We start from the raw sequence: 26,461 nt of genomic DNA, 5'->3' as shown, positions 1-26,461 counted from the left end.
ACGGCGGGATGAGGGGATGCGTGTCGGGTGGGTGTCACACCTCTCTACCGACGGATCTTCTCTCATCTCAGGAGTCACCATGACACCCCCATTCTCAAAACACCAGAACCCCACACCGGCGCCGGACTTTACTACCGGTGAAGGACTGCGGGCACTCATCACGGAACTCAATGAGCACAATGCCTGGGCGTCGAGCCCGGTCGCGGCCGAGCTCATGGTCTACGTCACTCACAAGTACACGCCCATCGCGAAAGCATGGCGGCGCGCGCCAGAGGACGCTGCATACGAGGCGTTCCTCGCGATGCGGCAACCCACCACGCTCCGCGCCGACGACCCTTGGGCAGTGATCACCCGTGCCGTCGCGCTCGGCATCGCCGCCGAAGTCCACGCGGACCGGAACATGACCAGCCAAGACAAAGCACGCCGACCCTCAAAACGCCCCGCTGAGGAGCCGATGCGGGCGGGACACTATGAAGAGTTCTTCTACGACGTGCACCCCCACGCGCATTCGCTCTACGCGCGAAACCATGAGGGTGAGGATCATTCGGTGGATCGGGTGATCCGCGCGACTTGCGTCTTTCTTGTCCTCACTGACTGGCCTGCCCGCCCCGTCGAGCAAGCCGTGGACTACATCGCCCACCGCATCGCTGGTCTGTCGTCCTCGAGTTCGGCGCTGGAGATCGTGTCGAAGGAACTGCACATCGCGATCCGTCTCGGCTACACCCCAGAAGCCTGGGCATCCTTGGTTCGTCTTGTCGTCGGCACCAAGACCGGCAGGCGCAAGCGCGGGGACTATGGCCTCTTCGCTCGTGTGCTCCTCGGTGACGATGTCGCCGACCTTCTCCGCGATGAAGACCTCGTGGAATCATCCCGCCGGATGGCGTCCGTACCTGACCTGCAGGAAGGGCAAGGAGGTGCTGCATGAGTCGCGGGCATCTGGTGCTGGAACACGCCATCGATCAGATCACCGAGGGCCACTCCTACCGGCGTGACCTGGGGGATCTGGAGGAGCTCACCGAATCGGTTCGCCGGTTCGGGCTTCTCTCGCCCATCGTGATCACCGCCGGGAACGTACTGATCTCAGGCAACAGGAGACTGGCGGTGATGCGTGAACTTGGGCATCGCGCGGTTCCGGTGTGGGTGGTGCAGGGCGTCTCCGACAAACTGTCCACCGTTTTGGCGATTCAAGATGAGAACACGCTGCACAAGATGCTCACCCCGATCGAACAGGCCGAACTGTATGAGGAACTCAAAGTCCTCTACGCCGAAGAAGCGCAACGCCGTGAAGCAGCCACTCAGTTCGGCTCCAGCACCCGCGATCAACGCCTTACACAATCTCTGGAAGACGACGATTCGGCTGGAATCACCGGGGGTGTTGATTCAACACCCCCGCAGGCCGCAGCAATTTCTGGCGGCGGGAAGGCACGCGTACAGGCTGCTAAGGCGGTCACCGGCCGGGACTCCCATTCGATGCTGGACCAGGTCGTCGATCTCAAACAGATCGCCGCGAGTGATGACGAGCATCCCGAGATCCGGCAAGCAGCAGCCGAGGCGCTGCTGGAACTGAACGCAGACGGGAAGGTCAACGGCCGGTACCTGCGCGTCAAACTCGCGCAGACAATCCGCACCCTCACCGACTGGGTGCACGATCCAGACGAATCGGACGCCGTTCGTGCGGCGGCAAAGTCAGAACTTGAGCTCGTGACCGCGCAAGACCACCCCAAGGACGCGTTCAAAGAAGCTACCCGCGCCGTGGCCCGCATCCACCAACTGCGCAAGGAAGCCTCGAGCTCTCAGGTCGCAGGGTGGAAAGACGTAGACCCGTTGCTGCGGGAGAAGCATGCGATCCGCAAGCTCGTGGATCTGCTGCGCCGTGAGCACGGCTGGTGGGACCGCTATAACCCCATCGACTTCGGCAGCTACGCCGACGAGGAACAGTTCGATCTCGTCGCCACCTACGTCACCTCGGCCAACGACTTCCTCCAGCATGCGCAGGCTGCACGCGACACCACGCACGACGAAGCGGCCGAGGAGCTCGAGCCGCTGGGCGCGACGAGCCCTGCATAGCCGAGCGGTCCGGGGGTTTCTGGGCGGGCAGCGCACCTGATGGGTGACTCTGCCCGCCCTTCTCTCTGTTCGGAGGCTTCAAATGTCTGCACCTGTTGTGGATGATCAGCAGCGCCGCAAGCGTCGCCTGATCATCGCCCTCACCGCCACCGGCCTGATCATCGCGATCCTCGCCGGGATCGGCATCTACGGGCTCATCACCGGCCCCACACCCTACGCCACATCAGGGACAACAACGCCGGGATCGTCATCTGGTCCGCCGTCATCGAACGAACAGCCCGGAGAAGCACAGCTGCCGAAGCTGGCCCGGACGAATGACCCGGAGGTCTACGTTCGTTCGGTCGCTGAGGCACTGTTCACGTGGGACACATTCACGCTGCTGACCCCGTCGGATCACCGAGCAGTGTTGATCGAGGACGCGGACCCCTCGGGCACCGAGACTCCGGGCCTCATCGCTGACCTCGACGGTTACTTCCCCTCTGCGTCGACGTGGCGGGATCTGGCGGAGTACCGCACCCGGCAGTCGATCGAGATCGACCGCATCTTCATCCCCGCCCAGTGGGATGAAGCCGTCACCGCCTCTGGCGGGCAGATCACCGAGGGCACGTACGCGTACACGGTCGAGGGCACCAGGGTGCGGGAGGGCGTCTGGTACGACGATCCTGTCGACAGCGCGCATACGGTGGCGTTCACCGCGTTCGTCTCCTGTACGCCGGTGTTCGATCGCTGCCATCTGCTGCGCCTGTCCGAGCTCGACAACCCCCTCCGATAGGGCAAGGGGGCAGTCGTGAAGAAAGCAGCCATCGCAGGGCTTGTTCTCGTCTTGCTCGCGCCGATGCTCGGGCTCCTGACTATCGGGGTGGTCATGAACTCCGCGGTCACGAACCAGGCGAATTGTGTCGCCTCCGATGTGGTGCTCGGGCCGATCCCGGATTCTCTGGAAGTGACGATGAAGGACGGGTACACGTTCACGCTGAACAAGCAGCAGCTCACTCACGCCGGGACGATCATCACCACCGGCGCGAACACTCCCGGTGTAGGGCGGGATGGGATCCTCATCGCACTCATGGCGGCGCTAACGGAGTCCACACTCCGCCAACTCGCGAACACCGGCACCTACCCCGAATCGGGGGACTATCCGAATGATGGCAACGGGGCTGATCACGACAGTCTGGGCCTGTTCCAGATGCGCCCACAGGCCGGGTGGGGCACCGTCGCGGAGCTCATGGACACCACCTACCAAGCACGCGCGTTCTACGGCGGCCCCGACGGGCCGAACTATCCCTCACCGCGGGGACTGCTCGACATTCCGGGGTGGCAGCAGATGGACAAAAGTGAAGCCGCACAAGCCGTCGAGGTCTCTGCTTACCCGGACAGGTACCAGAACTATGAGCCCGTGGCGCGCACCATCCTCGATGCCCTCACCGTTCGCGGAGGCGGGAATGGCAGCGGCACGCCTGGGGATGCGGATACCCCGGAGACGAGCCGTCTGGTGTTTCCGCTGCCGACGGGCACCTACATGCGCACCTCGACATTCGGGCCACGCACCGACCCGATCACCGGTGAGGCGAGTTTCCACTCCGGCACCGACTGGGCTGCCGCTGACGGTACGGCGATCTTCGCTCTCGCGGATGGGGTCGTGACCTATGCGGGCATGGTCGATGGGTTTTCCGGTCAGATCACGATCGAGCACACCATCGGCGGGGAGAAAGTCGCCACAAAATACATCCACATGTGGGCGCACGGCATCCACGTCACCGCAGGCGACCGCGTCATCGCAGGGCAACACATTGGCGACGTTGGCAGCAGCGGCCATTCGACCGGCCCTCATCTGCACTTCCAAGTCCACCCCGGCGGAGCCGGATCGCGAGCGGTCGACGCTGAGCCGTGGCTCGCCGAGCGCGGCGTTGAGGGCATCGAAGCCCCCGCAGGCGGCGGCCCCGGCTGTCGGCCGTGATGCGCTATCGAGCGAAATATGCCGCCGTCACCACTCCCACTTCACGGTGTTGTCGATCATGTGCATCTGGGTTGCTGTCGCAGGGTCGAACAGCAAGGTTGATCGGATCTTCCGCGAGAAGCGCGCCAGTTGCGGCCCATGTGACTCGATGAAGTCCTGCAACGGTTGAATACCCTCGTAGCCTCGCTTTCCCAGAAAATTGACGCGCTCGGGTGACCGCGAAAACTTCGAACCGTTGAGGGTCAATAGTTCCGGAGACTCCGCGGAAGCGTGCTTCTCCCAGGTCGAATAGCGCAAGCCAATGGAAGTGGTCAGATCGATGTCAATCTCGGCAACCTGCCCGGACTGACGGGCATCAGCCCAAACTCCAATATTCGGGTAGCTCCTAGAAAACGGCACGGTTAGATCTCGATGCTTACCATCCCAGGAGAGGGCGCCGATTAGCCCGACAGCTCTCATCGGTTCTTGCTCGATTCGAAATGTTATGGCCAGCCCGGGCGTCAGCTCTTGTAGTTCCACGTCCCATCCGGCGTGAGCGATGATCTGCAGGAAATCCATCGGGTTGTAGATGTGGGCTTGAACGATCCCATCCTGAAACTCCGGCAGTTTCTCGTCCATCCACCTATTGATGATGGTCTTCCACTCATGGTTGGCTCCAAGAACGAGATCGACGTTCTCCCGAAATTCACTCCATTGAACTTTGTTTGCTGGTCGCACCGTAACCGACAGCCTCGAGTCTGAGAGCCCTTTCTTCCATCCCATGGTGTGGCTTTCGAGATGTTCCGAAGGAAACAACCTCTCATCTTCGAACACTCCGGATCTCAGCCAAGCTACGTGTTCCCAGCGGTGCGCATCCTTAAGTGAAGACACTCGATCGGGATCGCAATACTCGAACAGCAGTGTACGATTTGAGATCTGTGTTGCCTCGAGAGCGAGCTCCTCACTCGGATATTCATCGAACTCCATATCTCCCGTCGCCCAGTCTTTCTCCAGTACTTCAATCGCAGCCAAACGCGATTCGTTCCAGATAATCGTTCCAAGGGTAAGCACTAGCTGAGTCGACGTTTCGTCCTCGGTGTCGCGAGTAATTACCTCTCCGACAAAATCAGAGACACCCAGAGCAGTTAAAGTCTTTGACACGGTTGTCCATACAGAATTAACCGACGCGGCATTGCGGGAGGCAATAAGGCGTTGAGACCGAGTCAGAACGCGCTCACCTGGAGGAACCAGCGGCGTAACCTTGATTGTGTGAATCGGCGTGACACCGTCGACATCTACAAATAGCTCGTAACCAGTGATTGGGAAGTCTTCTTTACTCGCGTAGTAGCTAAACGGAACCAGCAGTTCGTTCCACTCGGTGGAAACAATGATGGCGCGAATATTACTCGAGGGGATTCCCTTTTCCCGCGAGAGTAGCTCCATGTACTTGCCAACCTCATGCAGAGCCTCCCGCGCGGCGCTGTCTGAGCGTTTCAGTTCGATGACGACAAGCATGTCAGTGGTGTCGCGAGCCAAGATGTCGACGAATCCTCGCGTTCCCTCAGCGTTCTGAAGGTGAAAGTTCACATCGACTAGAACCAAATCTGCCTCGATCACAGTGAGGCGCCTGGCTAGAACGTCTCGGATCTCATTTTCGTACGCCACCCTCTCATTCTCTCCGATTGAGGAACTCCCTCCCGCCGCTCGCACCTGAACGGCACGCCCGTGTTGATCTCGTCGAGGAGGCCCCACATGCTTGCCGCCGCTCTAATGGATTCCGTGAACGTCTACCCGGATCTCTCCGGGGTGGGAGGTCGCAGCACCCTGATCCCCATCGTCGGCGCGCTGCTCACGATCGTGCTCATCGTGTCCGTGCTCATGCTCGTGGTCTCCGCGATCATCTGGGCAATCGCGTCCTCGAATGGCAACCCCGGTGTCGCGACGAAAGGCAAAGTCGGGGTCTTCGTCGCCCTCGGTGCCGCCGTTCTCGCTGGAGCCGGAGTCGCCTGGATGAACTTCCTCCTGAACCTCGGCGACACCCTCTAACACCCCGTATCCCCGGGCTTCGAGTCGGGTGTTTCGGGGTCGCACCTGACGGGTGACCCCGCAGCTATCTCGTTGCGGGCCGAAGCCTGTGAAGGAGCCCCACCATGCTTGCCGTCCTCGACACCCTCACCACCGTCGCCGCAGTCCTGCCCGCGAACATCAACATCACCCCGAACGACTCCGGCCTCCCCGGAATCGGTGCCCTGCGCACCGTCGTCGGCGCAGTGATGACGATCGGGCTGATCCTGTCCGTCCTCGCCCTCATCGTCTCCGCGGTGGTGTGGGGCTTCGGGTCGAACTCCTCCAACCCGCACCTGGCATCGCGAGGGAAGGTCGGGGTGCTGATCTCCTGCGGCGCGGCGATCATCACCGGCGCGAGCGTGACGCTCATCAACTTCTTCTGGAACGTCGGCCAGACCGTCTCCTAACCCACCACCTCTACCCGTAGAAGGGAGGGGAACCCCGTGGCTGGAATCTGCGACGTCCCCATCATCAGTAACGTCTGCGACGCCGTCGGCGAAGGGGCCGCCACCCTCGTGGCAGCCCCTTTCGACTGGCTCGCACAAGCCATCGGGCAGGCCGCGTCCTGGATCTTCCAGGGCGTGTGGGCGCTGTTCGACTCCACGACCCTGGTCGATGTCACCGGGGCGGGCTACATCGGTGTGTATAACGTGATCTTCGGGATCGCGATCTTCATCATGCTGATCTTCTTCTGCCTCCAACTCATCACCGGCCTAATCCGGCGCGACCCCACCGCACTCTCCCGCGCAGCTCTCGGGCTCGCAAAGAGCGTGTTGGGGTCGTTCCTGGTGATCACCCTCACCGCAACTCTCCTCGAGGTCGTCGACCAGCTGAGCATCGGCATCATCCAAGCCACCGGCACAACGTTGGAAGAGATGGGCGGGAAGATCGGTGTGCTCGTCGCTGGGCTCACCGCGATCAACCTCACCGCACCAGGAGCCGGGGCAATCATCACGATCTTCCTCAGCTTCCTCGCGATCTGTGCCGCAGCAATCGTCTGGTTCTCACTCCTCATCCGGAAGGCCTTGATCCTCGTCGCGGTCGTCATGGCACCGATCGCCCTGTCGGGAGCGTCGTGGGATGCGACGAAGGGATGGTTTGGGAAGTGGGCATCTTTTGTGCTCGCGCTGATCTTCTCCAAGCTGGTGATCGTGGTGGTGTTTCTCGTCGCCATCAACCAGGTCAACGTACCCATCGACCTGGATCTATCCTCGATCGCGGATCCGATCGCGGGGATCGTGCTGATGTTCATCGCCGCGTTCGCCCCGTACATGGTCTACAAGTTCATCAGCTTCGTCGGCTTCGACATGTACCACGTCATGTCCGCCGAACAAGAGTCCAAGCAAGCCATGAACCGGCCCATGCCGTTGCCAGGGAAACCAGACGGTGCAGGCCCGCAGAAGGTACTCGACGGCGGCGAAAAGGGTGGCGGAAGCGGTGGAGGCGGCAATGCGCCACCTCCACCGAGCGGTAAGCCATCTGCGCCTGCGGGCGGCGGTGCAGGTTCCGCAGGTGGTGGTGCGGCGTTCGGCTCCGCGGGCGCTGCCGGGTCCGGTGGCGCGGCAGCAGGATCCGGTGGCGGTGCTGCAGCCGCGGGCGGTGCCGGTGCCGGAGCTGCGGCAGGGCCGATCGGGATCGCCGCGGTTGCTGGGGCGAAGATCGCCAAGGGAGCCGCGGAAGCAGGGCCGAAACTCGGCGGCGCTATTGGTCGCACCGCGGACAACCACGCCGGGGCCGCAAGCGAAGCACAGACCCCGCCACCACCACCGGATCGCTCCACGCCGCCCGCCCAGCCGAGCCCACCGTCCTCGGGAGCTGCACCGAAGACGCCTCCTGCGAAACCTGCGGGTGGGGATGCGCCTCCGCCGCCGAAGCCCGCACCGAAGTCGTGAACATACCTCGCACCTGAAAGGAGAGAAGACGCACGTCCGTCACGCGGGCGGTAACCCAGCACCGGGTTACCGCCCGCTTCTTCGTGTCCGTACCTGACCTGCACGCACCCAACGTCGCCTTCAGGAGGAACCGCATGAGTACCGCATCCACGCAGAACGAGTTCGAACTGTCCCCGGTGAAGTTCTCCCGCCTCACCAAACGCGGCATCATCCTCGGCCTCTCCCTCCCACAGGTCATTGCGCTCTCGGTCGCCGTCGCCGTCTTCATCGCGTCCCTGTACACCGGCGGCCCCGCGGCGCTGTACACCTCACCTATCTGGGGCACCGCGATCGCCCTCACCTGGGTTCCCATCAGCGGCAGGAAACTCGTCGAATGGGTACCGATCACCCTGCACTGGCTCCTCCGCCAGGCGCTGGGGCAGACCAGGTACCGGCGGCGCGTCGTGAAGCCCCGGCCCGCGGGGACGCTCGCGCTCCCGGGGGATGCGGCACCGCTTCGCCAGTACGAGGATCCGGAGACCGGGGCGGTGATGGTGCACGATCCGCACGCGCAGACGTTGACTGCGCTGGTGGAGGTGACCCATCCGTCGTTCATCCTCCTCGACCCCGGCGACCAGGAACGTCGCGTGCACGCCTGGGGACGCGTCCTGTCCACTGCATGCCGCTCCACCCGCATCGCCCGCCTGCAGGTGCTCGAGCGCACCGTCCCTGACTCAGGGTCGGGGCTTGCACAGTGGTGGGCCGAGCACGGCAACGACGACGATTCCTGGGTCGCCCGCACCTATCGGGAGCTCATCGACCGGGCAGGCCCCGCTGGTGAACGGCACATCTCCACCATCTCGCTGTCCCTGGATATGCGGGCAGCAGCCCGCGCGATCCGTACCGCAGGCGGCAGCCTCAAAGGAGCAGCCGTCGTCTTGAGACAGGAGATGGACACCCTCACTACCGCGCTGCGCTCCGCGGATCTCAAACCCACCGCCTGGTACACGCCGGGCCAGCTCGCCATCATGCTCCGCTCCGCCTACGATCCGGCAATCGCCGCGACCCTGGAACGTTCCGGCGAGATCGGGCAAGACCTCGCCGCGGCTGGCCCTGTCGCCGTCGAAGAAACCTGGGATGGGCTGCGCTCCGATAGTGCGCATCACGCAGTGTTGTGGGTCAGCGAGTGGCCACGCTCCCTTGTCTACCCAGGCTTCCTTGCCCCAGTGCTGCTGTCCTCCGGCATTAGGCGCGCATTCACACTGCTGTGTGACCCGATCCGCTCTGACCAGGCAGCCCGCGATATCCGCAAGAAGAAGACCGAATACATCTCAGATGCGGCCCAGCGGCAGAAAGTCGGGCAGATCGAAGATGCCCAGCAGACCGCCGAATACCAAGACGTCCTCCAACAGGAGGCAGACCTCACCAGCGGCCACGGCGTCCTCCGCTACACCGGCCTCCTCGCCATCTCCGCCCCCACGGAAGACGAACTCGAGGCCGCGGTGTCCGCGATCGAGCAAGCAGCGATCCAAGCATCGTGCGAGACCAGGCGGCTCCTGGGCCAGCAGGCGCAGGCGTTCGTCGCGGCGGCGTTGCCGCTGTGTCGCGGCGTATGAGACCAAGGCGTACCTGTCCGGTGTCACCGCAACCCTCGCGCAGGAAGGCGTCAAACCATGGGAACCCAACCCGGACAGAAAAAGCTCTACTCGACCGTCCTCGTCGAGGACGGCACCGGACGTAAACATCGCAGGGCGCGTGAGCGCGCGGCCCGCCAGGTCATCGCCCGCGAACACACCGAGCAGCGCGCCACGGAAAAAGCGAAGCTCACGGCGGAGCGTGCGGAAGCGCGTTCCACGAACTACCTCCCCAAAAGCGGGGAGGCGGGGCCTGAGGGGTTGCGTTCGTATCGGCGGTTCCGGGTGCCCGCGCATCAGGACACGTCTGCTGCGCTGCAGGGCGCGTACCCGTTCCTGGCTGAGGGCGGGCTCGGGTCGCAGGGGGTGTTCGTTGGGCAGGACATGTACTCCGGCGGGTCGTTCGTGTACGACCCGTGGGTGCTGTATCAGCGAGGCATCATCACCGCCCCGAACCTCGTCCTTGCAGGGATCGTCGGTTCCGGGAAATCGTCACTGGCGAAGAGCCTGTACACCAGGTCGATCCCGTTCGGCAGGCGCGTGTATGTTCCCGGTGATCCGAAAGGCGAACACACCGCCGTCGCAGAAGCGGTCGGCGGGAAAGCGATCGTTCTCGGGCATGGGTTGAAGAACCGCCTGAATCCGCTCGATGAGGGGTACCGTCCTGCTGGGCTCTCCGACAGTGAGTGGGCGTCGACGGTCGCCTCGCGTCGTCGGGATTTGATCGGTGCGTTGGCTGAGACCGTGTTGGAGCGGTCTTTGTCTCCGTTGGAGCACACGGTGATCGATATCGCGCTGCAGGCGGTGGTGTCGTCTGCGTCGGTTCCGATCCTGCCGATGGTCGTCGACCGCATCCTCCGCCCTGACGCTGGGGATGATGAGCGGCTCGCTGAGGACGGCAGGATGGTCGGGCATGCGTTGCGTCGCCTGGTCTCCGGTGACCTGGCAGGCCTCTTCGATGGGCCGTCGACGGTGACGTTCGATCCGACGTTGCCGATGATCACGCTTGATCTGTCGCGGGTGGTGGAGAACTCGACTCTGATCTCGGTGCTGATGACCTGTTCGTCGGCGTGGATGGAATCCGCCCTGCTGGATCCGAACGGTGGACAGCGGTGGGTCGTGTACGACGAGGCGTGGCGGCTGATGTCTCACCCGGCGTTGCTGAAGCGGATGGATGCGCATTGGCGGCTCGCCCGCCATTACGGGATCGCGAACCTGCTCATCTTTCACAAGCTCACCGACCTCGACAATGTCGGTGATCAGGGCTCTGCCATGCGATCCCTTGCCAACAGTCTGCTGGCGAACGCGGAATCACGGATCATCTACCGGCAAGAGTCCGACCAGATCGGAACCACTGGCAAAACTCTCGGGCTCACCGGTACCGAGCAGAAACTGCTCCCGTCCTTGGGAACGGGCCAGGGCCTGTGGCGGATCAAGGAGTCCAGTTACGTCGTGCAGCATCAGCTCCATCCCGAGGAGCTGAGGGCCTTCGACACCACCCAGCGAATGACACAAGCGCCACGCACGCAAGTAGCGGATGCGGCTGGCGAGGCGTGATCGTGGATGAGAACGAGGACTTCGAGTCGCAGCAAAGCTCCCCAGCAGTCGCGGGTGCACCGGGCAGGCTCACCGAGGAGCAGTTGTCCCGGAACATGATGGCGCTGCACGATGGGATGAATGAGCTCGGCACCCGGTACGACAAGCACGTCTTTCTCGCGTTCGAAGACCCGGTGACGTTCGGGGCTGGCCACTACGTCTTCTACCCGCTCGAGGGACACGCGTCGAGGTTCGCGGTCACCGAGCTGTACATGGGTACTGATTGGCGAGACGACGAAAGGGTTCCGACGTCCTGGTCGTGGGAATCAGAAGTTCACGTGCCGAGTATGGATGGTTCGTATCCGTGGATGACCATCGCTGAGGGCGAGATCGCGTCCGATGATTACGAGCAACTGCTGCGCGTGACCGAGAACTGGGCGAAGAACACGTACCAGTTGGCCGAGCGCGCAGAGGCCCTCACGATGGAAGCGGTCGATCGCGGAGACCTGAACCGGTCGGGGCCGGGCCGCACCTTCCTGACATGAACCTTCGACGACGTCTCCGCGCACGCAAATCCGACACCCCGTCCTCCAGTGAAAGCCTTTCACGGGTCGTTCCTGCTGTGTTGCCGCAGATCCTCCTCGAAGCGCTTTCTGACACGAGCTTGGTCGTGACGGTCAACGGCGACAAACTTGCCGCCACCCCGATCACCCGTAGTGAGATCGCTGCAACAGTGACCGAGCTCGTCACCCGGTTTGGTGCGCCGACGAGGGTGGAGGTGCGGGAGCTCGACGGCAGTATTCGGGCAGACATCCTCACGCCACCCGCTCCGCAGCCTCGATCTCCGTTCGCTCCGCCCGAAACAGCCGGAGCACCAGTGTCGGTTCCGAGCTTGTTGGAGTTCAAAGCAGAAGGGTTTGTCCCCGGTGAGGATGTCGCCGTGGCGATCGTCGTTCGTCACTCATCAGCCGATCACACCGGGAACGCCCGCGCCTTGATCGACCGAGGCGAGAAGCCCGCGCTCAGCAGCGGCGAGGTCATCCTGCTCGGACGAATCTCAGGCACGACGTCGATCCAAACCATCGACTAGGGCGTGTTGCTAAAGGTTGATTCGTGGTGTGCGGGTGACGCTTGGAGCGTGTCGCGTGCTGAGATCTCCGATGAGGCCTGGGCTGTGATCGGGCCGCTGTTTCCTGCCGTGAAGTCGACGGGGCGTCCGCCGGTGGATCGCCGCGCTGTAGTTGACGCGACCGCGTGGCGATACCGGACCGGCGCGCCATGGCGGGATGTCCCTGAGCGATTCGGGAACTGGAACACGATCTACAAGAACTTCAACCGGTGGTCCGCACAGGGCGTCTGGGCACGGGTGCTCGAGAAGATCGAGGCGAAGTTGTCGACACTGGAATGGGCCAATACCGGCGCGACCTGGTGACCGCCTGCCTATGCCAGGCGGATCGGTAGGCTGGGAGCATGACGGAACTCTTCCGAAGTGCCGCCGGAAGCTTGCAGGAAGCCGGGTGGACGTTTGAGCCGCCGACGTCGATGGAGAACGACGTTCCCTCCCCGCTGCGCGCGGCACCCGAAACGGTGATCCGCTGGGTGTCCTCGTTCTCACTCCTGTCGAGCTCAGACGAGACGGTGTGGTTCTTGTCCCGCGACGACTACTCGACCGGGGCGGAGGGGGCGTTCGCGTGGAACGAGTGTGAACTGCTGAGCATCCAGGCTGCGACGACGGATGATGAGGCGGTCGCGGTCTCCCGTTTCTGGAGGCGCCACGCACCTATCCTGCTTTCCGTTCGCAACGGATACGAGTACCTGGCGGTGCGAGACGACGGAGCAGTCGTCCACGGTTCCGAGCCAGAGTTCGAAGAAGCGGTCGTCGTGTTCTCTCACTTCGAAGATCTGCTGAGGTACACCACCGCGCGGCCGGCCCGGCGCGACCAGGTCTTCGACAGCTTGCTGTTCGGTGCCGCCGACGTCACTGACCCGACGCCAGGCGACTAGGGGGTGTTGCTAAACCCATTGGAGTGTCGCGGCGAGGCAGATGGCGGAGTGGTAGTTGCGGGCAGTCTTGTCTGAGAGCATCGCGATGCCGCGCCACTGCTTGAGCTTGTTGAAGCAGCGTTCGACGACGTTGCGGCGCTTGTAGCGCTCCTTCTGCTCCCGCCCGAAGTCGATGGGGCGGCCGGGGTGCTTGCGGCGGTGGGCGATCTGGTCGTCGCGTTCGGGGATCGTCGTTGCGATGCCTTGTTCGCGCAGCCAGGCCCGGTTCGCTTTCGACGGGTAGCCCTTGTCGGCGAGCACTCGCTCCGGCCGCGACCGCGGTCTGCCGGTGCGTCCGGGGACGCGGATCTCGGAGAGCGTGTCGATCAGCATGCTCGTGTCCGCCGCCTGCCCGGGCGTCAGCACGAACGCCAGCGCCCGGGCTCGCCCGTCGCAGACCAGGTGGTTCTTGCTCGTCAGCCCACCGCGGGAGCGGCCGATCGCGTGGTCAGGAGGCTCGGCGCCGAACTTCTTGTAGTTCGACCGAGCCCCCTGTGTCGCGCTTCAGGGTCGCGCCGTGCTGGTGCACGCGCACGATGGTCGAGTCGATCGAAGCGACCCGGTCCAGTTCGCCTCGTTGATGCGCGAGCGACTGCGTCTTCTCGAGCACCCGTGCCCAGACGCCCTGTGCGGACCACCGGTTGACGTTCTTGTAGATCGTGTTCCAGTTCCCGAATCGCTCAGGGACATCCCGCCATGGCGCGCCGGTCCGGTATCGCCACGCGGTCGCGTCAACTACAGCGCGGCGATCCACCGGCGGACGCCCCGTCGTTTTCACGGCAGGAAACAGCGGCCCGATCACAGCCCAGGCCTCATCGGAGATCTCAGCACGCGACACGCTCCAAGCGTCACCCGCACACCACGAATCAACCTTTAGCAGCACGCCCTAACTCTGGCCCGTACCTGTTCTCCCGACCCCGCCTCTTCCACCTCTGGGGTCGGGAAGGTGCTGTGTCGTGTCTGGACCTGTGCAAGCGAAACCCGCCAACGATCTCTTCGTCAACCTCGCACTCGGTGCGCTCGTCGCTGCCGCCGCGTTCACCGGGCTCCTGCGTATCGCTGGCTCGGTCACGGCGTTCCTGACCGGCCTGCCAGAACCTGCTGGTGGGTTCACCAGCGGGCTCGCGGTTCTCGCGCACCCCACCGATCCCGGTGTCGCTCTCGGTGCAAAGGGACTCAACCCTGTCCTCTACTGGTTCATCGTGCTCGTGTTCCTTGCCTTGCTCGGTGCGGCGGGGTTCTTCGTCGCGCGGGCGATCTACCGGTCTCGGTCGAAGACGGATCCGCACCGGCTCGCGGGGACGGCAACCGCGGGTGAAGTCGCACAGGTCGCTTCCGCGAAAGCCCTCGTGAAGAAATCCGCCACACTGCGCCCGTCGCTCACCGAGAAGCCCAGGCCAGAGGAGGTCGGGTATCTGCTCGGGACGGCGAAGGGCGGGCAGGTGTGGGCGACTGTGGAGGACTCGATTCTTCTGATCGGCCCGCCCCGTTCCGGGAAGGGCCTGCATGTGGTGATCAACGCGATCCTCGACGCACCAGGAGCCGTCATCACGACCAGCACTCGTCCTGACAACCTCACCGCCACGATGAAGGCCAGGGAACGGAAAGGGCCAGTGGCGGTGTTCGACTCGCAACAGCTCGCCCCTGGCCTGCCTGCAGGGATGCGGTGGTCGCCCGTGCGGGGTTGTCAGGACCCGCTGACGGCGATGATCCGCGCGAAAGGCCTCGCCACCGCGACCGGATTCGGCGGGGTCCAAGACGCGGGCTTCTGGGAAGGAAAAACCACCGCCGCAATCCAAGGCCTCCTCCACGCGGCGGCCCTCGACGGACGCGATGCGAAGACCCTCTATCAATGGGCGCTCAACCCCACCCTCGCAGCAGACGCAGTCCGGGTCCTCTCCTCGCATGCGGGGGCGGCGGAAGGGTGGGCAGACAGCTTGGATGCGATGGTGCAGGCTGATCCTCGCACCCGTGACTCCATCTGGCAGGGCGTGTCCCTCGCGTTCTCCGCTCTCGCGGACCCCCGCGTTCTCGATGCCGTCAGCCCTGCACCGGGTGAAGAGTTCGACCCCGAGACGTTCCTCCTCGGCAATGGGACGCTCTATCTCCTTGCTACGGGTGCTGGGGCGGGCGCATCGTCTGCGCTGGTGGCGGCGTTCATCGAAGACCTCGTCGAGACCGCGAGGAAGATCGCCGCACGCTCACCGGGCGCACGCATGGACCCACCGTTGCTGCTGGCTTTGGATGAGATCGGGAATCTCGCCCCGCTGCCGTCACTGCCGACGTTGATGGCAGAAGGTGGCGGCACTGGCATCACGCCCTTTCCGGTGCTGCAGTCACTCGCGCAGGCGCGGGAGAAGTGGGGTGAGAACCAAGCGAACGCGATCTGGGATGCCTCGATCGTGAAGATCATCCTCGGCGGAGCATCCAACAGTCGCGATCTCCAGGACCTCGCCACGCTCATCGGTGACCGTGACGAAACCACGGACTCCATCACCACCGACGCGTACGGTGCGCATTCCAGCCAGCGCTCGATCCGTCGAGTCCCGATCCTTCCACCCGACGTGCTGCGGACACTCCCGTTCGGTACCGGTGTCGTAATGCTCCGCACCGCCCGCCCGATCATCACAAACCTCCGCCCGTGGCCGTCGCGCTCGGACTCGAAGCAACTGCGCGCCGATCGCAAGAGCGTCGAACAGGCGTTGCGGGGCGGATCACGGTGACGGGAAGCCCTCTTTCTCAGGGTTACTGCAGTAGCGCTGAGTTCAGTTCAACGAGGGTGCGGTTGTGGAAATAATCGTCTTCTCGCAGCACGGTGATGCCTCCTGGCTCCGCGCGCAACCGCATGTGTTGGAGAGCGTCGATGGGCAGGCGCAAGAACGCGGCTGCGACAAAGGTGAGTGCTCCACCGTGAGTGGAGATGACCTGGTGTTCGCACGGCTTGTCGAGGATCTCGTCCATGGCTTCGTAGATGCGGGTTGCGAACCCGTGCATGGTTTCTGCTCCTGCAATTCCCTCATTGTGGCGGAGCCGTTCACCGGTACGAGGTGGCGTGCGGAAGCGTTCATTGAGCCATGACTGCGGTTTCCCTTCCGCGATTCCGTAAGATTTCTCCCGCAGCCGCGCATCGACCACCGCTGGGATGCCCAGATAGTTGGTGATGGCCTGGGCGGTCTGCGCGGTGCGCCGCAGGTCTGATGAATACAACTCGACAGTTTCCCCGGGTGGGATTCGTGCTGCGAGTGCGGCACCGATCCGGTCAGCCGCTTGTAGCCCTTGGGCGGTGAGCTCGGAGTCGTACCAGCCTCCGACTAAACCGTTGACGTGAAGCGCCCCGGGTTTTGTGGAGGCTCGGTTATCTGGAACCGGCTCCGATCGGAACCTGCTCGTGAGCGTAGCGGGCCGCGTCGTGCGATGCCCAATGCGACTGCTCGAACTCGGCCGGCGGGACGTGCCCGATCTCGCCGTGGAGACGCCGCTGGTTGAACCAGTCGACGTATTCGGCGACGGCGATCTCGACGTCGCCGATGGATGCCCAGCCGCCCTTCGGACGCATCGCTGGGTTGCGGATGCACTCGCCCTTGAACAGCGAGTTGAACGCCTCGGCCATCGCGTTGTCATACGAATCGCCTTTGCTTCCAACGGAAGCAACGGCATCGGCTTCGGCGAGGCGCTCGGTGTAGCGAATGGCGCGATACTGGACTCCTCGGTCGCTGTGGTGGATGAGCCCGGTCGTGTCCTGCCCGTTTCTGCGGCGCTGCCAGAGCCCCATATCGAGCGCGTCGAGCGCGAGTTCCGTGCGTAGGCTCGTGGACACCTGCCAGCCGACGACGAGCCTGCTGAACACGTCGATCACGAACGCCGCGTAGACCCATCCGGCATGGGTGCGGATGTAGGTCAGATCCGCGACCCAGAGCTGATTCGGTGCTGTCGCGGTGAACGCTCGTTCGACGAGATCCGCTGGCCGCTCCGTCTCCGCAGTATCACCCGAGGTGGTCTTGATCGTCTTATCGCGCCGGAGCCCCTGCAGCTCGAGCTCGCGCATCAGTCGCTCGACGGTGCAACGGGCAACCGAGACGCCCTCTCGATTCAGCTCGGCGTGGACCTTCCGCGCCCCGTAGACGCCGAGATTGTCGGCATGGACAGCCGCGATGTCCGCTTTCAGTTGCTCGTCTCTGACCGCTCTGGCCGAGGGCGGGCGCGTCTTGGCGGCGTAGTAGGTGCTCGGGGCGATCTTCAGGCCCGCATCACGCAGGACATGGCAGATCGGCTCGACCCCGAACCGGTCGCGGTGCTCATCGATGTAGTCGACGAGCACCGCGACCGGCACCCCGGTTACCTCAGCTTGCGGTCGAGCTCCGCGGCCGCGAAAAAAGCCGACGCGGTCTTCAAGATCTCGTTCGCCCGCCGCAGCTCACGGACCTCTCGTTCGAGGTCGGCGATCTTCTGCGTGTCCGCGGTCGTGGTGCCTGGCGCGTCGCCGGCGTCGATCTCGGCCTGCCTCACCCAGGTGCGCAAGGCCTCGGGATGGATATCGAGCTGGTCGGCGATCCGTTTGATCGCTCCGGTCTTCGTCGCGGGGTTCTGGCGCGCGTCCAGCGCCATCCGCGTCGCGCGCTCCTTGAGCTCCTCGCTGTACTTCCGTGGTGCTGCCATGACTCTCATCCTTCACTGGATTGAGAGCCTCCATCAGACCCGGGGCGCTTCAACGTGGTGTGTGGCTTCGGGGTGGGTGACCACATACAGCGTCCTCATGCGTCTGTTTCCTGATGTAGATCTCCGGGTGGGAGGGAACTGAGATGCTCGTGCGTGAGTCGCCACCCGTGCTCGGTTCGCATGAAGACGTTCGTGGCACGCCCGGCACCGGAGCGCATCTCGCCTCCTATGGTGCCTTTCCAGTGGTACGTGTAGGTCGCCACAGCTGCCTGTTCGGTGTCAGCCACCCATTCGATGTCTTCGGCCCAATAGTGCTCATCGGGGATCATCGCCCAGGTCCGCTCGAAATAGTCGCGCACCTGGGTGACACCGATACAGGTTGCGTCACCGAAGAAATAAACGGCATCAGAGGAGAGAAGTTTCTCGATCTGGTCAAAGTCGTGCGTATTCGTAGCCGCCAGATACGCACTCAGAGCTTCGGCAGCCGTTGTTTCTGGTGGACGCCCCTTGCCTGGCGCATGAGGGAGGTTCGCCCTCATCTTCCACACCGGAGGTCCTCCGCCCGCGCCGGTATGGGTGATGGTTTGAAATCCGTGCCGCTCATACAGGCGGACGTTGCGGGGGTCAGAGGTGTCCAGCTCCACTGATGCACCGCCTCGCCTGGCCGTTTCAGTCAGCGCGAACGACAACAGGGCAGACGCGATCCCGCTGCCTTGGGAGTTGGGATGCACGCCAAGAGTTTCGAGCCGCCATGCTCCTGTCGGTGGATCAGTAGGTAAGTCAGCGTGGTCGAGTCTGTCGATCCGGTCGCCGTGCAAGCGCACGATCTCGTCGATCATCCCTGGGTCGGGTTCGGGAGCATCGGGCGGCAGGAGCGCGATCACGCCCTCGCTGTTGCCCACTACGGCGACGATCCCATGCATGTGCGCATACTCGAGATACAGCAACTGTAGATCGTGTAGCCGCTGATCATAGTTCTCTTCAGGAATCACGTGGCGCGTCCACGGATAATGTTCAAACGCAGCAGCAAGACTGATTGCGCTCGTGGGGAGGTCGTCGACGCTAGCTAAGCGGGGTGTCATTGGGATTCTCCTGGTTGTCCAGAGGCGGCGGCTTGTCCGCCGTTGCCTTTATTGCCTGAGGAGCCTGGGATACCTGAGTCGACAATGGCCTGCAGCGTGGCAAGGTGTTGTTCGAACGCGGTACGCCCGGTCGTTGTGATGCCAACCCAGGTGCGCGTGCGTCTGCCCACGGTTTCTTTACGCACGGTCACCAGGTCAGCATCTGCGAGCACGGTGATGGTTTGCGAGAGTGTGGAGTCGCTCACCTCCAGGAGGTTTGCGAGAAACCTGAAGTCAACATCTTCCAGGTTCCGCAGCGCGGCCAGTAACGAGAACCTCACCGGGGAGTGGATCAGCGAGTCAAGCTCTTTGCGCGGGTGGCCCCCAGACTTGGACTCAGGCTGCCCAGCCCCCGTCGTATTGGGTGTGGTCATCGGCGTGAGCTCGCGAACAGGCACGCCAGAATCGGCGTGATCGAAACAATTCCGGCGAGCACCCACCACCACGGCGAAGACAGGCCAAACAATTGCAGCGCAGGGTCAAGCATGAGGGTGTAAAGCGCGAACCAAGTCGCCACCGCGATGCCCATATTCCGCAAGCCGTGGCGCGGGATCGACTCTCGATATCGGAACGCGATCATCCAAATACAGAGCGTGACGAGCATGAACGGCGCGAACGCCTTCCAATAGTTCACCTTGGCAATGTCAAGCGAAAGCGTAAAGGCCAGCGCATACGCGGCCTGCATGACCACGAAGACACGGAACCATCGCGTGGCTCGCCGCGCATCCTGCGCAGCCTTCGCACCCACGGCGACTAGACGAGTTGCATCTTCAACAGAGAACTTGTTTTCACTCATGCAACTACATTATCAATCCTAAAGTCGTGGTGTCCAGTCGCCACGATCACGGCCCGCACCTATCTCGTAGCCCCCTCATGTCCTGTGCAGGGGTGAACCGATAGGAGTACCCACTGATGAGCATCCGCACCAAACAGTCCCTCGCAGGGTTCGTCGCCACCGATCCGGAGCTGACGTTCACCAGTAACGGCGACGCACGCGTCTACATGCGCGTCGGGCAGCCGCAGGCCCGGTTCGAACAGGACGGCACGTTCACCCAGCTCGACCCGGAGTTCACCGACCTGGTGATGTTCCGCAAGTCCGCCGAGCTCGCGCACGAGCAGTTCCGCAAGGGCGACAACTTCATCGCCGAAGGCGAAACCCGCACCTACACCGGCGACGACGGCGTGGAGCGGGAGCAGTTCGTCGCTTCCCGGATCGGCCACGACAACAACATCACCCGCTACACCGTCGACCGCGGCGCACCCGAACGCGAGACACCGCAGCGCGAAGCTCCTAGCCGGGAGCGGGTACAGCAGCAGCTCGCTCAGCGTGAAGCAGACCTGGCCCCTGAACCACCCGTCGCGACCGGTACGGGCTCGGTGGAGCGCGAGGCCATCGCCCGCTGACGGGTGCGGCGATGCCAGCCGGGTGCGGCGGCCATCCTCACACCTCCGCCAGGTCGCCGCACCCGCCCCTCTTCGTTCTCGCGCCGCCGCAGCGGCGCGTCTCTCACTCAGGAGCATGTGATGAACAGTGAGCAGCCACCCCAAGGTGTGCCAGAGCCGGACGTCGACGGCACGGATTTCGGCGACCTCCCGCCCGGTGTGGAGAAGAAGACGCGCGAGTTCGCGAAACAGGCCTACGCCAGTGATCTCGCGGCGGCGCTGGGGCAGGTGCCGCGCCCGATCAACTGGCGCGCCCTCCCACCCAGTGACCTCGAACATGAACTCCTCGAACTCAACGGATGGGTGGACTGGCTCCGCCACACCTACGGCCTTCCCGCGCAGGTGGTCCCTCCGATGTGGCACCGCCACCCGGAACTCCTCTGGGAACTTTCAGCCCTGAAGCAGCACTGGCTGTTCTGCTTCGACCCACAAGCCAAAGGCAACCAGGCCCTCGCCTGGCACCACGACTTCCAGGTCGCCCGCGAACGCCTCCGCGACTGGGTCACGATCTCCGGGACACGCCTGGACCGTGACCGCCCCACCCGCATCACCGTGTGGCCGGGAGGCGAAGCAGACGGCTGGACCGAACCCTCCACGGCAGAGGCACCGGTGACTGAGCGGACGAAGGATTTCCTGGCGTTCGTCGAAGAACAGGTCAAGGCGCGGACTGCGGAACAGGACGCGACGATCCGGGAGATCGTCAACATCGATTGGAGTGAACAGTCATGACCGAGCAAACCAGCGACGTCCTTGTTTCACCGCTGCGGGACAGCCGCGAGATCGCGGCGTTCCTGCGGGTATCGGAATCGACACTGTCGAGGTGGCGGGCGGAAAAGAAGGGGCCGCCGTTCATCCGAATCGGCGGCGTGACGAGGTACCGCATCGAACAGGTCGAACAATGGCTCACCTCCCTCGATACCGATGAGCACGCCTGAACCCACCGCCCCACTCCCGGTGCCACCCATCGGGGTGAAAGTCACCACCGATCTTGAACACCGCACCTCCGGAATCCGCGCCCGTGCCCGCTGGATCGACCCACACACCCGCAAACGCGTCACCCGCGCACTCGTCGTCCCCGACGAGGAAGCAGCCGACGAGTTCTTCCAGTACCTACAAGCCTCCGCCGAGCTCGGGATCGATAAACGTATCCTGCTCTCCGACTACGTCGACATGATCGGAGACCGGTGGCAGCGTGGCCTTGACCCCACCTCCACCGTCGACGGCTACAAACTCGGCCTCCGCCTCCGCGTGCTCCCCGCGCTGGGGCATTTACCGTTGTCCCAGATCACGGCCGGGATGATCGACCGCACCATCGACCAGTGGGAGACCCAGCACTCCGCGTCAACGATAAAGAACACCATCGCACCCCTCGTCCGCGTTCTCGATGAAGCCGTCCGCGACGATCTCCTGCCCAGCAATCCCGCCCGCAACCGCTCCCGGCGCTCTCTCGGTAAATCGGCCCTCAACCTCAAAGAGAACGACTTCTCGCCACGCGTGCACGCACTCAAAGACCTCGCGACCCTCACGACTCTGGCGGATCGGTGTGGGGAGGTGCATCAGAGCTACTCCGATTTCGTGATGCTCGGCGCTCTCCTCGCCGCGCGAGGCTCCGAGATCTCAGGCCTCCAAGTCGGCGACATCGACTGGGATCAACGCATCGTCACGATCCGCCGCCAAACCTACCCCGGCGCAGGCGGCCTCGTCACCAAACAAACCAAAGGCCGAGACATCCGCCACGTCCCTATCCTGCAAGCCCTCGCTCCCGTGCTGGAACGCCTCACGCACGACCGTGAACCCGACGAGCGGCTACTGACTGGTCCTCGCGGGGGCGTGCTCACCACAGCATCGGTGCGGGATGCGACGAAGTGGGACCAGCTCGTCACCGAGCTCGAGCTCCCCAGCCTCACCCGGCACGGGCTCCGCCACACCGGAGCGACCTGGCTCGCCGACGCAGGCATCCCGCTCCACGTCCTCCAAGGCATCCTCGGCCACAAATCGATCGAGACGACCCGCGGGTACCTCCACCCCGACACCAGGCACCTCACCGACGCTGCCGCACGCGCCAACGCGTTCCTCGACGGACACGAGAATCCCGATCGTGAGAGCCCCGCAGCGTCCAGTCGGGCGACGGCACCTCGGCGATGAAAAGGCTGCCGATCGCGGCCCAAAACGGGCCCCAGGTCCCGGCCAGGTCCCGGCTCGTCGCAAGAGCCGCAATCGAGGCATCCCGGAAGGCATCAGCACCCGCGGCCGGGTGCTTCCATAAACCCCTCCGAAAAGGACAACAGAAACGACGAAGCCCAGGTGAGAAACCTGCTCTCACCTGGGCTTTTCTGTCGGGATGACAGGATTTGAACCTGCGACCCCTTGACCCCCAGTCAAGTGCGCTACCAAGCTGCGCCACATCCCGTTGTTCTGTTTTCGAGCCGTACCGAGTCGTTACCGCACTTGACCCCCAGTCAAGTGCGCTACCAAGCTGCGCCACATCCCGTTGTTCTGTTTTCGAGCCGTACCGAGTCGTTACCGCACTTGACCCCCAGTCAAGTGCGCTACCAAGCTGCGCCACAGCCCGTTGCCACCACGCCTTTGCGAAGCAACCCCTCTATCTTACCCATACTCGGGGAGCGAAAATGACCACCGCCGGAAGCCTGGGTGAGGACGCGCACAGACGGACGCGAGTCAGCGCGGAGAGCCGATCTCATAACTCGCGAAAACTGTGGTGAGAGCGCGCGGACGGAGCCGGGAAAGAGCCCGGGACAGCACCTGGACCCGTGGCGCTGTCGGAGCCCGCGTCTACTCACAACTGAGGCGCGCGCACGACTGTGCGGTGAAGAGCTGGCCCGGGGTCGCAATAGGAACCGGGCTCACAGCCGGGAACCGGCACGAACCACCAACGCCCGTACCAGCACCGGAGGGAGGGACGAGGAAGGGAGCCAGCACCGGGCTTCAGCGCCGTGTCGGCACGGGAAGCTAGCGCCCGACGCCGAAGCCGGCCAGAGCCAGGCGACCCCGCCAGACCCCGCCCGACCAACCCAAGCCTCACCCCTCCTGGTGGTCCTCCAGCGGCGCTTCCTCGCCGTAGCGGTAGTCGCGGCCGGTGACCTCGTCGACGTCGATGCGGACGAAGGTGGGCTTGTAGGTGGGGAGGTAGGGGCGCAGCGGCAGCTGCGAGGCGGCCAGGACCTCGTCGGAGTGCTCCAGCGCCCGGGCGTTGCCGCGGACGACCACGCTCCAGGCCGCGTCCTCCCCGATCTCGTCGACCTCGAACAGCACGGAGCTGTTGATGGTCAGCTCGACGAGCTTGCTGCCCGCCGCGGTGCGGAACACGATCGAGCGCCCGTCGACGACGTAGTTGATCGGCACGATGTCGATCACCTCGCCCACGCGCGTCACCAGGCGGCCGACTGCCTGCGTCTTCAGGCGCTCCCAGCACTCCTGCTCCGACAGCACCTCGTTCGGCTTCTCGTTCTCGCTCATACCCCCATTCTCACCCCATCGCCCGGGGAACGAAAGGCGTGGCGCGCTCCCGTCACCCCGCGCAAGATCCCGCCCACGCCCGGCCGCTCCCCGATACGCTGAATCCATGAGCGAGCTTCGAGATCCCGGCGACGCCTGGGTGACCGCGGCCGATGGGGGCCGGTACTGGGGGCGTTTCGGGGCGGCGGGGCTGCTCGCCTACGACACGGCACTGGGCGCCGTCCTGCTGCAGCACCGCGCCACGTGGAGCGACCACGGCGACACCTGGGGGATCCCGGGCGGGGCCCGCCACGAGGGCGAGAGCGCAGTGGACGGCGCGATCCGCGAGTCGCAGGAGGAGGCGGGCATCCCCGACGGGGCCGTCACCCCCCGCTACACCCACCTGCTCGACCGCACCGGCTGGACCTACACGACGCTCATCGCGACGGTTGCCACCCCCTTCGAGCCGCGGATCACGGACGCCGAGAGCCACGCCCTCGCCTGGGTGCCCGCGCCCGACGTCGCATCCCTCCCCCTGCACCCCGCCTTCGCCGAGCACTGGCCGCTGCTGCGCCCCCTGCTCTCCGCCCCTCCCACGGTCGTCGTCGACGCGGCGAACGTGGTGGGCAGCGTGCCGGACGGCTGGTGGAAGGATCGCCGCGGCGCGGCGGAGCGCCTGCGCGACCGGCTGGAGGCGCTCGCGGTCGAGCCGCACGGGATCCGGGCCGGCTTCCTCGACCTGCCGGAGACGCGCGTGCCAGGGCTGGATCGCGCCTACCCGGAGTGGGTGATGGTGGTGGAGGGCGTGGCGCGCGGGATCGCGGGCAGCGCGCACGTGCGCGTGGTCGACGCCCCCGGCCTGGGGGACGACACGATCGTGGACGAGGCCGCCGTGGCCGCCGCGCTCGGCGGGGTCGTCACGGTGGTGACGAGCGACGAGGAGCTGCGCTCGCGCGTGCAGGCCGCCGGGGCGGGCACCCGCGGCGTGCAGCATCTGCTGCGGATCCTCCCCGAGCTCTGAAGCCCAGGCCCAGGCAGCCCAAAACACCCGGGGGGCGACCCCAGAAAAGTGACGCCCGGAACCCCCTCAGACCCCCGCGGCGGTCACGCCTCGACGAGGATCCCGTCCTCGTCGCACCACACGAGCGCGCCGGGCCGGAAGGTCACGCCGCCGATCTCCACGGGCACGTCGAGCTCGCCCTCGCCGGTCTTGCCCGACTTGGCGGGGTTGGAGCCGAGCGCCTTCACCCCGAAGGGCAGGGTGCCGATCGCCACGCGGTCGCGGATCGCGCCGTGGACGATGAGCCCCGCCCAGCCGTTGTCGACGGCGAGGCTCGCGATCACGTCGCCCACGAGCGCCGACTCCAGCGAGCCGCCGCCGTCGATGACGAGCACGGAACCCTCGCCAGGCCCGCTGAGCACTTCCTTGAGCAGTGCGTTGTCGCGGAAGCAGCGGACCGTGCGGACCGAGCCCGCGAATCCGCTCATGCCGCCGATGTTCTGGAACTGGAGCGACACCGAGTGCAGCTCATGGCCCCGCTCGTCGTACAGGTCGGCAGTGCTGATCTGCGACATGGTGGTTCTCCCCTCGGTTCCGGGCCGGGAGGCCGGATGTGACCCACGCTACCCGCAAGCACCGACAAACGTGACAGCCGACGCCACGCGGCGCAAAGTTGCCGCGCGACGCACATTAATGTACAAATGTACATGTACATATGTCCACTAATGGCTGCCGTCCCGCGCGGCCGCTCAGGCGCACCCGGGAGGCCACCGTGACGACACCAGCCACCCCCCGCCGCCGCGACCCCGAGGCGCGCCGCCGCGAGATCCTCGCCGCCGCCGCCGAGCTCATCGTCGAGGACGGCGTCGCCGCCCTCACCCACCGCGCCATCGCCGCCCGCGCCGGCGTCCCCCTCGGCTCGACCACCCAGCACTTCGCCTCCATCGACGCGCTGCGCGAGGCGGCCCTGCAGCAGCTCTCGGACGAGATCGACGAGGAGCTCGCGGCCATGGAGCCCCACCTGCGCGACCTCATCGCCGACCCGGATCGCGCCACCCGCGATCTGCTCGGCTACCTGCACGAGACCCGGGTGGTGCAGGCGGACATCGCGCTGATGACCACCGGCGTCACCGACGCGCGCCTCCGCCCGCTCGCCCTGCGCTGGAGCGACCGCCTCATCGAGATGCTCTCCCCGCACATCGGCCCCGCCCGGGCGGTCGCGATCGCCGCCTACATCGACGGCGTCACCGTGCACGCCGGGCTGCACGAGCATCCGCTCCCCCACCACGAGATCGCGGCGGCCCTGCGCGCCCTGGCCGCGATGCCGCTCGACGGCGACCCCGGCGACCCCGGCAGCGTCCCCGGCCCCCCGTGGCCGACGGCCGGCGATCCGCCGCAGGATCCCGGCCGGGCTCAGGATCCCGAGCAGCAGCAGGATCCCGAGCAGCCGCAGGATCCCGAGCGGCTTCAGGGTCCCCGGTAGCTTCGGGATCCCGGCCGCTTCGGCCCCTTCCGGGCGCGGGATCGCTCCCCGCGCACCGCATCTCTTCCTTCGCACACCCACACCCTCAGGACGCATCATTTTTTCTTTTTTTTTTTTTTTTTTTTTTTTTCTTTTTTTTTTTTTTCAA

Annotated in this window: 28 protein-coding genes, 1 tRNA gene, 1 pseudogene and 1 other annotated feature; of the genes and pseudogenes, 20 read left to right on the top strand and 10 right to left on the bottom strand. The window is 64.7% G+C overall.

The features are described from left to right. Positions 1–79: 79 nt before the first annotated feature. The 4 genes from B4915_RS11700 (at position 80) to B4915_RS11685 (ending at position 4,024) form a co-directional block, all read left to right on the top strand. On the top strand, positions 80–925 hold the full coding sequence (locus B4915_RS11700) for a hypothetical protein (RefSeq protein ID WP_146120098.1): 846 nt from the start codon (positions 80–82) through the stop codon (positions 923–925). After that, complete coding sequence (locus B4915_RS11695) at positions 922–2,067, top strand: ParB N-terminal domain-containing protein (protein ID WP_105805998.1); 1,146 nt, start codon at positions 922–924, stop codon at positions 2,065–2,067. Before B4915_RS11700 ends, B4915_RS11695 begins: the two co-directional genes overlap by 4 nt. A gap of 97 nt (positions 2,068–2,164) precedes the next feature. Beyond that, entirely contained in the window at positions 2,165–2,839 is a 675-nt protein-coding gene (locus B4915_RS11690) for a hypothetical protein (RefSeq protein ID WP_245907480.1), read from the top strand. A 15-nt stretch (positions 2,840–2,854) separates the two neighbouring features. After that, positions 2,855–4,024, top strand: coding sequence for a M23 family metallopeptidase (locus tag B4915_RS11685; protein ID WP_342747305.1), 1,170 nt, complete (start codon positions 2,855–2,857; stop codon positions 4,022–4,024). Between the two features lie 27 nt (positions 4,025–4,051). On the opposite strand, the gene B4915_RS11680 is transcribed toward B4915_RS11685, so the two are convergent. Then, positions 4,052–5,668 carry an endonuclease NucS domain-containing protein gene (locus tag B4915_RS11680; RefSeq protein ID WP_181158572.1) on the bottom strand — a complete coding sequence of 539 codons (1,617 nt, stop codon included), beginning with the start codon at positions 5,666–5,668 and terminating at the stop codon, positions 4,052–4,054. A 114-nt stretch (positions 5,669–5,782) separates the two neighbouring features. On the opposite strand from B4915_RS11680, the gene B4915_RS11675 reads away from it, so the two are divergent. The 9 genes from B4915_RS11675 to B4915_RS11640 all read left to right on the top strand — a co-directional run bounded on the left by B4915_RS11675 (position 5,783) and on the right by B4915_RS11640 (position 13,115). Beyond that, positions 5,783–6,049 (top strand): DUF6112 family protein, encoded by a 267-nt coding sequence (locus B4915_RS11675; protein ID WP_105806049.1) that lies wholly within the window; start codon positions 5,783–5,785, stop codon positions 6,047–6,049. A 104-nt stretch (positions 6,050–6,153) separates the two neighbouring features. Further along, positions 6,154–6,477: a DUF6112 family protein gene (locus tag B4915_RS11670; protein WP_105805995.1), complete on the top strand. Its 324-nt coding sequence runs from the start codon at positions 6,154–6,156 to the stop codon at positions 6,475–6,477. Between the two features lie 36 nt (positions 6,478–6,513). After that, positions 6,514–7,962 (top strand): TrbL/VirB6 family protein, encoded by a 1,449-nt coding sequence (locus B4915_RS11665; RefSeq protein WP_105805994.1) that lies wholly within the window; start codon positions 6,514–6,516, stop codon positions 7,960–7,962. 134 nt (positions 7,963–8,096) lie between these two features. Beyond that, on the top strand, positions 8,097–9,557 hold the full coding sequence (locus B4915_RS11660; RefSeq protein ID WP_105805993.1) for an SCO6880 family protein: 1,461 nt from the start codon (positions 8,097–8,099) through the stop codon (positions 9,555–9,557). Between the two features lie 57 nt (positions 9,558–9,614). Beyond that, the gene (locus B4915_RS11655) at positions 9,615–11,132 is read left to right on the top strand and encodes an ATP-binding protein (RefSeq protein WP_105805992.1); all 1,518 of its coding nucleotides are present in this window, start codon (positions 9,615–9,617) and stop codon (positions 11,130–11,132) included. A gap of 2 nt (positions 11,133–11,134) precedes the next feature. After that, entirely contained in the window at positions 11,135–11,656 is a 522-nt protein-coding gene (locus B4915_RS11650; RefSeq protein WP_146120097.1) for a hypothetical protein, read from the top strand. After that, positions 11,653–12,201: a hypothetical protein gene (locus tag B4915_RS14540; protein ID WP_146120096.1), complete on the top strand. Its 549-nt coding sequence runs from the start codon at positions 11,653–11,655 to the stop codon at positions 12,199–12,201. The genes B4915_RS11650 and B4915_RS14540 overlap by 4 nt, the downstream gene beginning before the upstream one ends. A 48-nt stretch (positions 12,202–12,249) precedes the next feature. Further along, positions 12,250–12,543: a transposase gene (locus B4915_RS11645; RefSeq protein ID WP_181158571.1), complete on the top strand. Its 294-nt coding sequence runs from the start codon at positions 12,250–12,252 to the stop codon at positions 12,541–12,543. Between the two features lie 38 nt (positions 12,544–12,581). Further along, positions 12,582–13,115, top strand: a complete 534-nt coding sequence (locus B4915_RS11640; protein ID WP_105805989.1) for a hypothetical protein — start codon at positions 12,582–12,584, stop codon at positions 13,113–13,115. Positions 13,116–13,124: 9 nt separating this feature from the next. On the opposite strand, the pseudogene B4915_RS11635 reads toward B4915_RS11640, so the two are convergent. Next, a pseudogene (locus tag B4915_RS11635) lies at positions 13,125–13,992 on the bottom strand (IS5 family transposase). A gap of 118 nt (positions 13,993–14,110) precedes the next feature. Here B4915_RS11635 and B4915_RS11630 point away from each other — a divergent pair. After that, positions 14,111–15,877: a TraM recognition domain-containing protein gene (locus tag B4915_RS11630; RefSeq protein ID WP_181158569.1), complete on the top strand. Its 1,767-nt coding sequence runs from the start codon at positions 14,111–14,113 to the stop codon at positions 15,875–15,877. A 22-nt stretch (positions 15,878–15,899) separates the two neighbouring features. On the opposite strand, the gene B4915_RS11625 is transcribed toward B4915_RS11630, so the two are convergent. The 5 genes from B4915_RS11625 to B4915_RS11600 form a co-directional block, all read right to left on the bottom strand. Further along, positions 15,900–16,577 (bottom strand): histidine phosphatase family protein, encoded by a 678-nt coding sequence (locus tag B4915_RS11625; RefSeq protein ID WP_105806048.1) that lies wholly within the window; start codon positions 16,575–16,577, stop codon positions 15,900–15,902. Continuing rightward, positions 16,510–17,810 (bottom strand): IS3 family transposase gene (locus tag B4915_RS11620; protein ID WP_425436327.1). Its coding sequence is split into 2 segments (ribosomal slippage): positions 16,510–17,528 and positions 17,528–17,810, totalling 1,302 coding nucleotides; the frame shifts between segments, so codons are not numbered across the junction. Before B4915_RS11620 ends, B4915_RS11625 begins: the two co-directional genes overlap by 68 nt. Next, positions 17,380–17,532: a sequence feature (AL1L pseudoknot), on the bottom strand. It overlaps the preceding gene by 153 nt. A 95-nt stretch (positions 17,811–17,905) precedes the next feature. Continuing rightward, on the bottom strand, positions 17,906–18,892 hold the full coding sequence (locus B4915_RS14795; protein ID WP_219845116.1) for a GNAT family N-acetyltransferase: 987 nt from the start codon (positions 18,890–18,892) through the stop codon (positions 17,906–17,908). After that, positions 18,889–19,305: a transcriptional regulator gene (locus B4915_RS11605; protein WP_105806046.1), complete on the bottom strand. Its 417-nt coding sequence runs from the start codon at positions 19,303–19,305 to the stop codon at positions 18,889–18,891. The genes B4915_RS14795 and B4915_RS11605 overlap by 4 nt, the downstream gene beginning before the upstream one ends. Then, positions 19,302–19,727, bottom strand: a complete 426-nt coding sequence (locus B4915_RS11600; protein WP_105805987.1) for a hypothetical protein — start codon at positions 19,725–19,727, stop codon at positions 19,302–19,304. Before B4915_RS11600 ends, B4915_RS11605 begins: the two co-directional genes overlap by 4 nt. A 116-nt stretch (positions 19,728–19,843) precedes the next feature. On the opposite strand from B4915_RS11600, the gene B4915_RS11595 reads away from it, so the two are divergent. From B4915_RS11595 to B4915_RS11580, 4 genes are all read left to right on the top strand, one after another. Next, complete coding sequence (locus B4915_RS11595; RefSeq protein WP_105805986.1) at positions 19,844–20,335, top strand: single-stranded DNA-binding protein; 492 nt, start codon at positions 19,844–19,846, stop codon at positions 20,333–20,335. A 120-nt stretch (positions 20,336–20,455) separates the two neighbouring features. Next, entirely contained in the window at positions 20,456–21,103 is a 648-nt protein-coding gene (locus tag B4915_RS11590) for a hypothetical protein (RefSeq protein WP_146120095.1), read from the top strand. Continuing rightward, positions 21,100–21,309, top strand: a complete 210-nt coding sequence (locus tag B4915_RS11585) for a helix-turn-helix transcriptional regulator (protein ID WP_059062910.1) — start codon at positions 21,100–21,102, stop codon at positions 21,307–21,309. Before B4915_RS11590 ends, B4915_RS11585 begins: the two co-directional genes overlap by 4 nt. A 34-nt stretch (positions 21,310–21,343) precedes the next feature. Continuing rightward, the gene (locus B4915_RS11580) at positions 21,344–22,519 is read left to right on the top strand and encodes a tyrosine-type recombinase/integrase (protein WP_245907478.1); all 1,176 of its coding nucleotides are present in this window, start codon (positions 21,344–21,346) and stop codon (positions 22,517–22,519) included. 191 nt (positions 22,520–22,710) lie between these two features. Here B4915_RS11580 and B4915_RS11575 read toward each other — a convergent pair. Then, positions 22,711–22,784, bottom strand: a tRNA-Pro gene (locus B4915_RS11575). Positions 22,785–23,413: 629 nt separating this feature from the next. Further along, positions 23,414–23,851, bottom strand: coding sequence for a pyridoxamine 5'-phosphate oxidase family protein (locus tag B4915_RS11570; RefSeq protein WP_105805983.1), 438 nt, complete (start codon positions 23,849–23,851; stop codon positions 23,414–23,416). Positions 23,852–23,957: 106 nt separating this feature from the next. Here B4915_RS11570 and B4915_RS11565 point away from each other — a divergent pair, with 106 nt between their 5' ends. Next, the gene (locus B4915_RS11565) at positions 23,958–24,851 is read left to right on the top strand and encodes an NUDIX domain-containing protein (protein WP_105805982.1); all 894 of its coding nucleotides are present in this window, start codon (positions 23,958–23,960) and stop codon (positions 24,849–24,851) included. Between the two features lie 83 nt (positions 24,852–24,934). On the opposite strand, the gene rraA is transcribed toward B4915_RS11565, so the two are convergent. Continuing rightward, complete coding sequence (gene rraA, locus B4915_RS11560) at positions 24,935–25,405, bottom strand: ribonuclease E activity regulator RraA (RefSeq protein ID WP_105805981.1); 471 nt, start codon at positions 25,403–25,405, stop codon at positions 24,935–24,937. A 197-nt stretch (positions 25,406–25,602) separates the two neighbouring features. Between rraA and B4915_RS11555 the strand changes: the two genes are divergently transcribed. Then, positions 25,603–26,313: a TetR/AcrR family transcriptional regulator gene (locus tag B4915_RS11555; RefSeq protein WP_245907477.1), complete on the top strand. Its 711-nt coding sequence runs from the start codon at positions 25,603–25,605 to the stop codon at positions 26,311–26,313. The last annotated feature ends 148 nt before the right edge of the window (positions 26,314–26,461 follow it).

This window comes from Leucobacter massiliensis (genome assembly GCF_002982315.1).
Classification (GTDB): domain Bacteria; phylum Actinomycetota; class Actinomycetes; order Actinomycetales; family Microbacteriaceae; genus Leucobacter; species Leucobacter massiliensis.
The sequence above is the reverse complement of the archived record's forward strand: the minus strand, read 5'-3'. Positions and strand labels throughout refer to the sequence as shown.

What these genes read in the sequence shown, in the direction of transcription:
- rraA (WP_105805981.1), bottom strand. Translation starts at nt 25,405, where the DNA reads ATGTCGCAGATCAGCACTGCCGACCTGTACGACGAGCGGGGCCATGAG.
- B4915_RS11565 (WP_105805982.1), top strand. Translation starts at nt 23,958, where the DNA reads ATGAGCGAGCTTCGAGATCCCGGCGACGCCTGGGTGACCGCGGCCGAT.
- B4915_RS11590 (WP_146120095.1), top strand. Translation starts at nt 20,456, where the DNA reads ATGAACAGTGAGCAGCCACCCCAAGGTGTGCCAGAGCCGGACGTCGAC.
- B4915_RS14540 (WP_146120096.1), top strand. Translation starts at nt 11,653, where the DNA reads ATGAACCTTCGACGACGTCTCCGCGCACGCAAATCCGACACCCCGTCC.
- B4915_RS11660 (WP_105805993.1), top strand. Translation starts at nt 8,097, where the DNA reads ATGAGTACCGCATCCACGCAGAACGAGTTCGAACTGTCCCCGGTGAAG.
- B4915_RS11600 (WP_105805987.1), bottom strand. Translation starts at nt 19,727, where the DNA reads ATGAGTGAAAACAAGTTCTCTGTTGAAGATGCAACTCGTCTAGTCGCC.
- B4915_RS11640 (WP_105805989.1), top strand. Translation starts at nt 12,582, where the DNA reads ATGACGGAACTCTTCCGAAGTGCCGCCGGAAGCTTGCAGGAAGCCGGG.
- B4915_RS11655 (WP_105805992.1), top strand. Translation starts at nt 9,615, where the DNA reads ATGGGAACCCAACCCGGACAGAAAAAGCTCTACTCGACCGTCCTCGTC.
- B4915_RS11585 (WP_059062910.1), top strand. Translation starts at nt 21,100, where the DNA reads ATGACCGAGCAAACCAGCGACGTCCTTGTTTCACCGCTGCGGGACAGC.
- B4915_RS11670 (WP_105805995.1), top strand. Translation starts at nt 6,154, where the DNA reads ATGCTTGCCGTCCTCGACACCCTCACCACCGTCGCCGCAGTCCTGCCC.
- B4915_RS11695 (WP_105805998.1), top strand. Translation starts at nt 922, where the DNA reads ATGAGTCGCGGGCATCTGGTGCTGGAACACGCCATCGATCAGATCACC.
- B4915_RS11605 (WP_105806046.1), bottom strand. Translation starts at nt 19,305, where the DNA reads ATGACCACACCCAATACGACGGGGGCTGGGCAGCCTGAGTCCAAGTCT.
- B4915_RS11700 (WP_146120098.1), top strand. Translation starts at nt 80, where the DNA reads ATGACACCCCCATTCTCAAAACACCAGAACCCCACACCGGCGCCGGAC.
- B4915_RS11595 (WP_105805986.1), top strand. Translation starts at nt 19,844, where the DNA reads ATGAGCATCCGCACCAAACAGTCCCTCGCAGGGTTCGTCGCCACCGAT.
- B4915_RS11570 (WP_105805983.1), bottom strand. Translation starts at nt 23,851, where the DNA reads ATGAGCGAGAACGAGAAGCCGAACGAGGTGCTGTCGGAGCAGGAGTGC.
- B4915_RS14795 (WP_219845116.1), bottom strand. Translation starts at nt 18,892, where the DNA reads ATGACACCCCGCTTAGCTAGCGTCGACGACCTCCCCACGAGCGCAATC.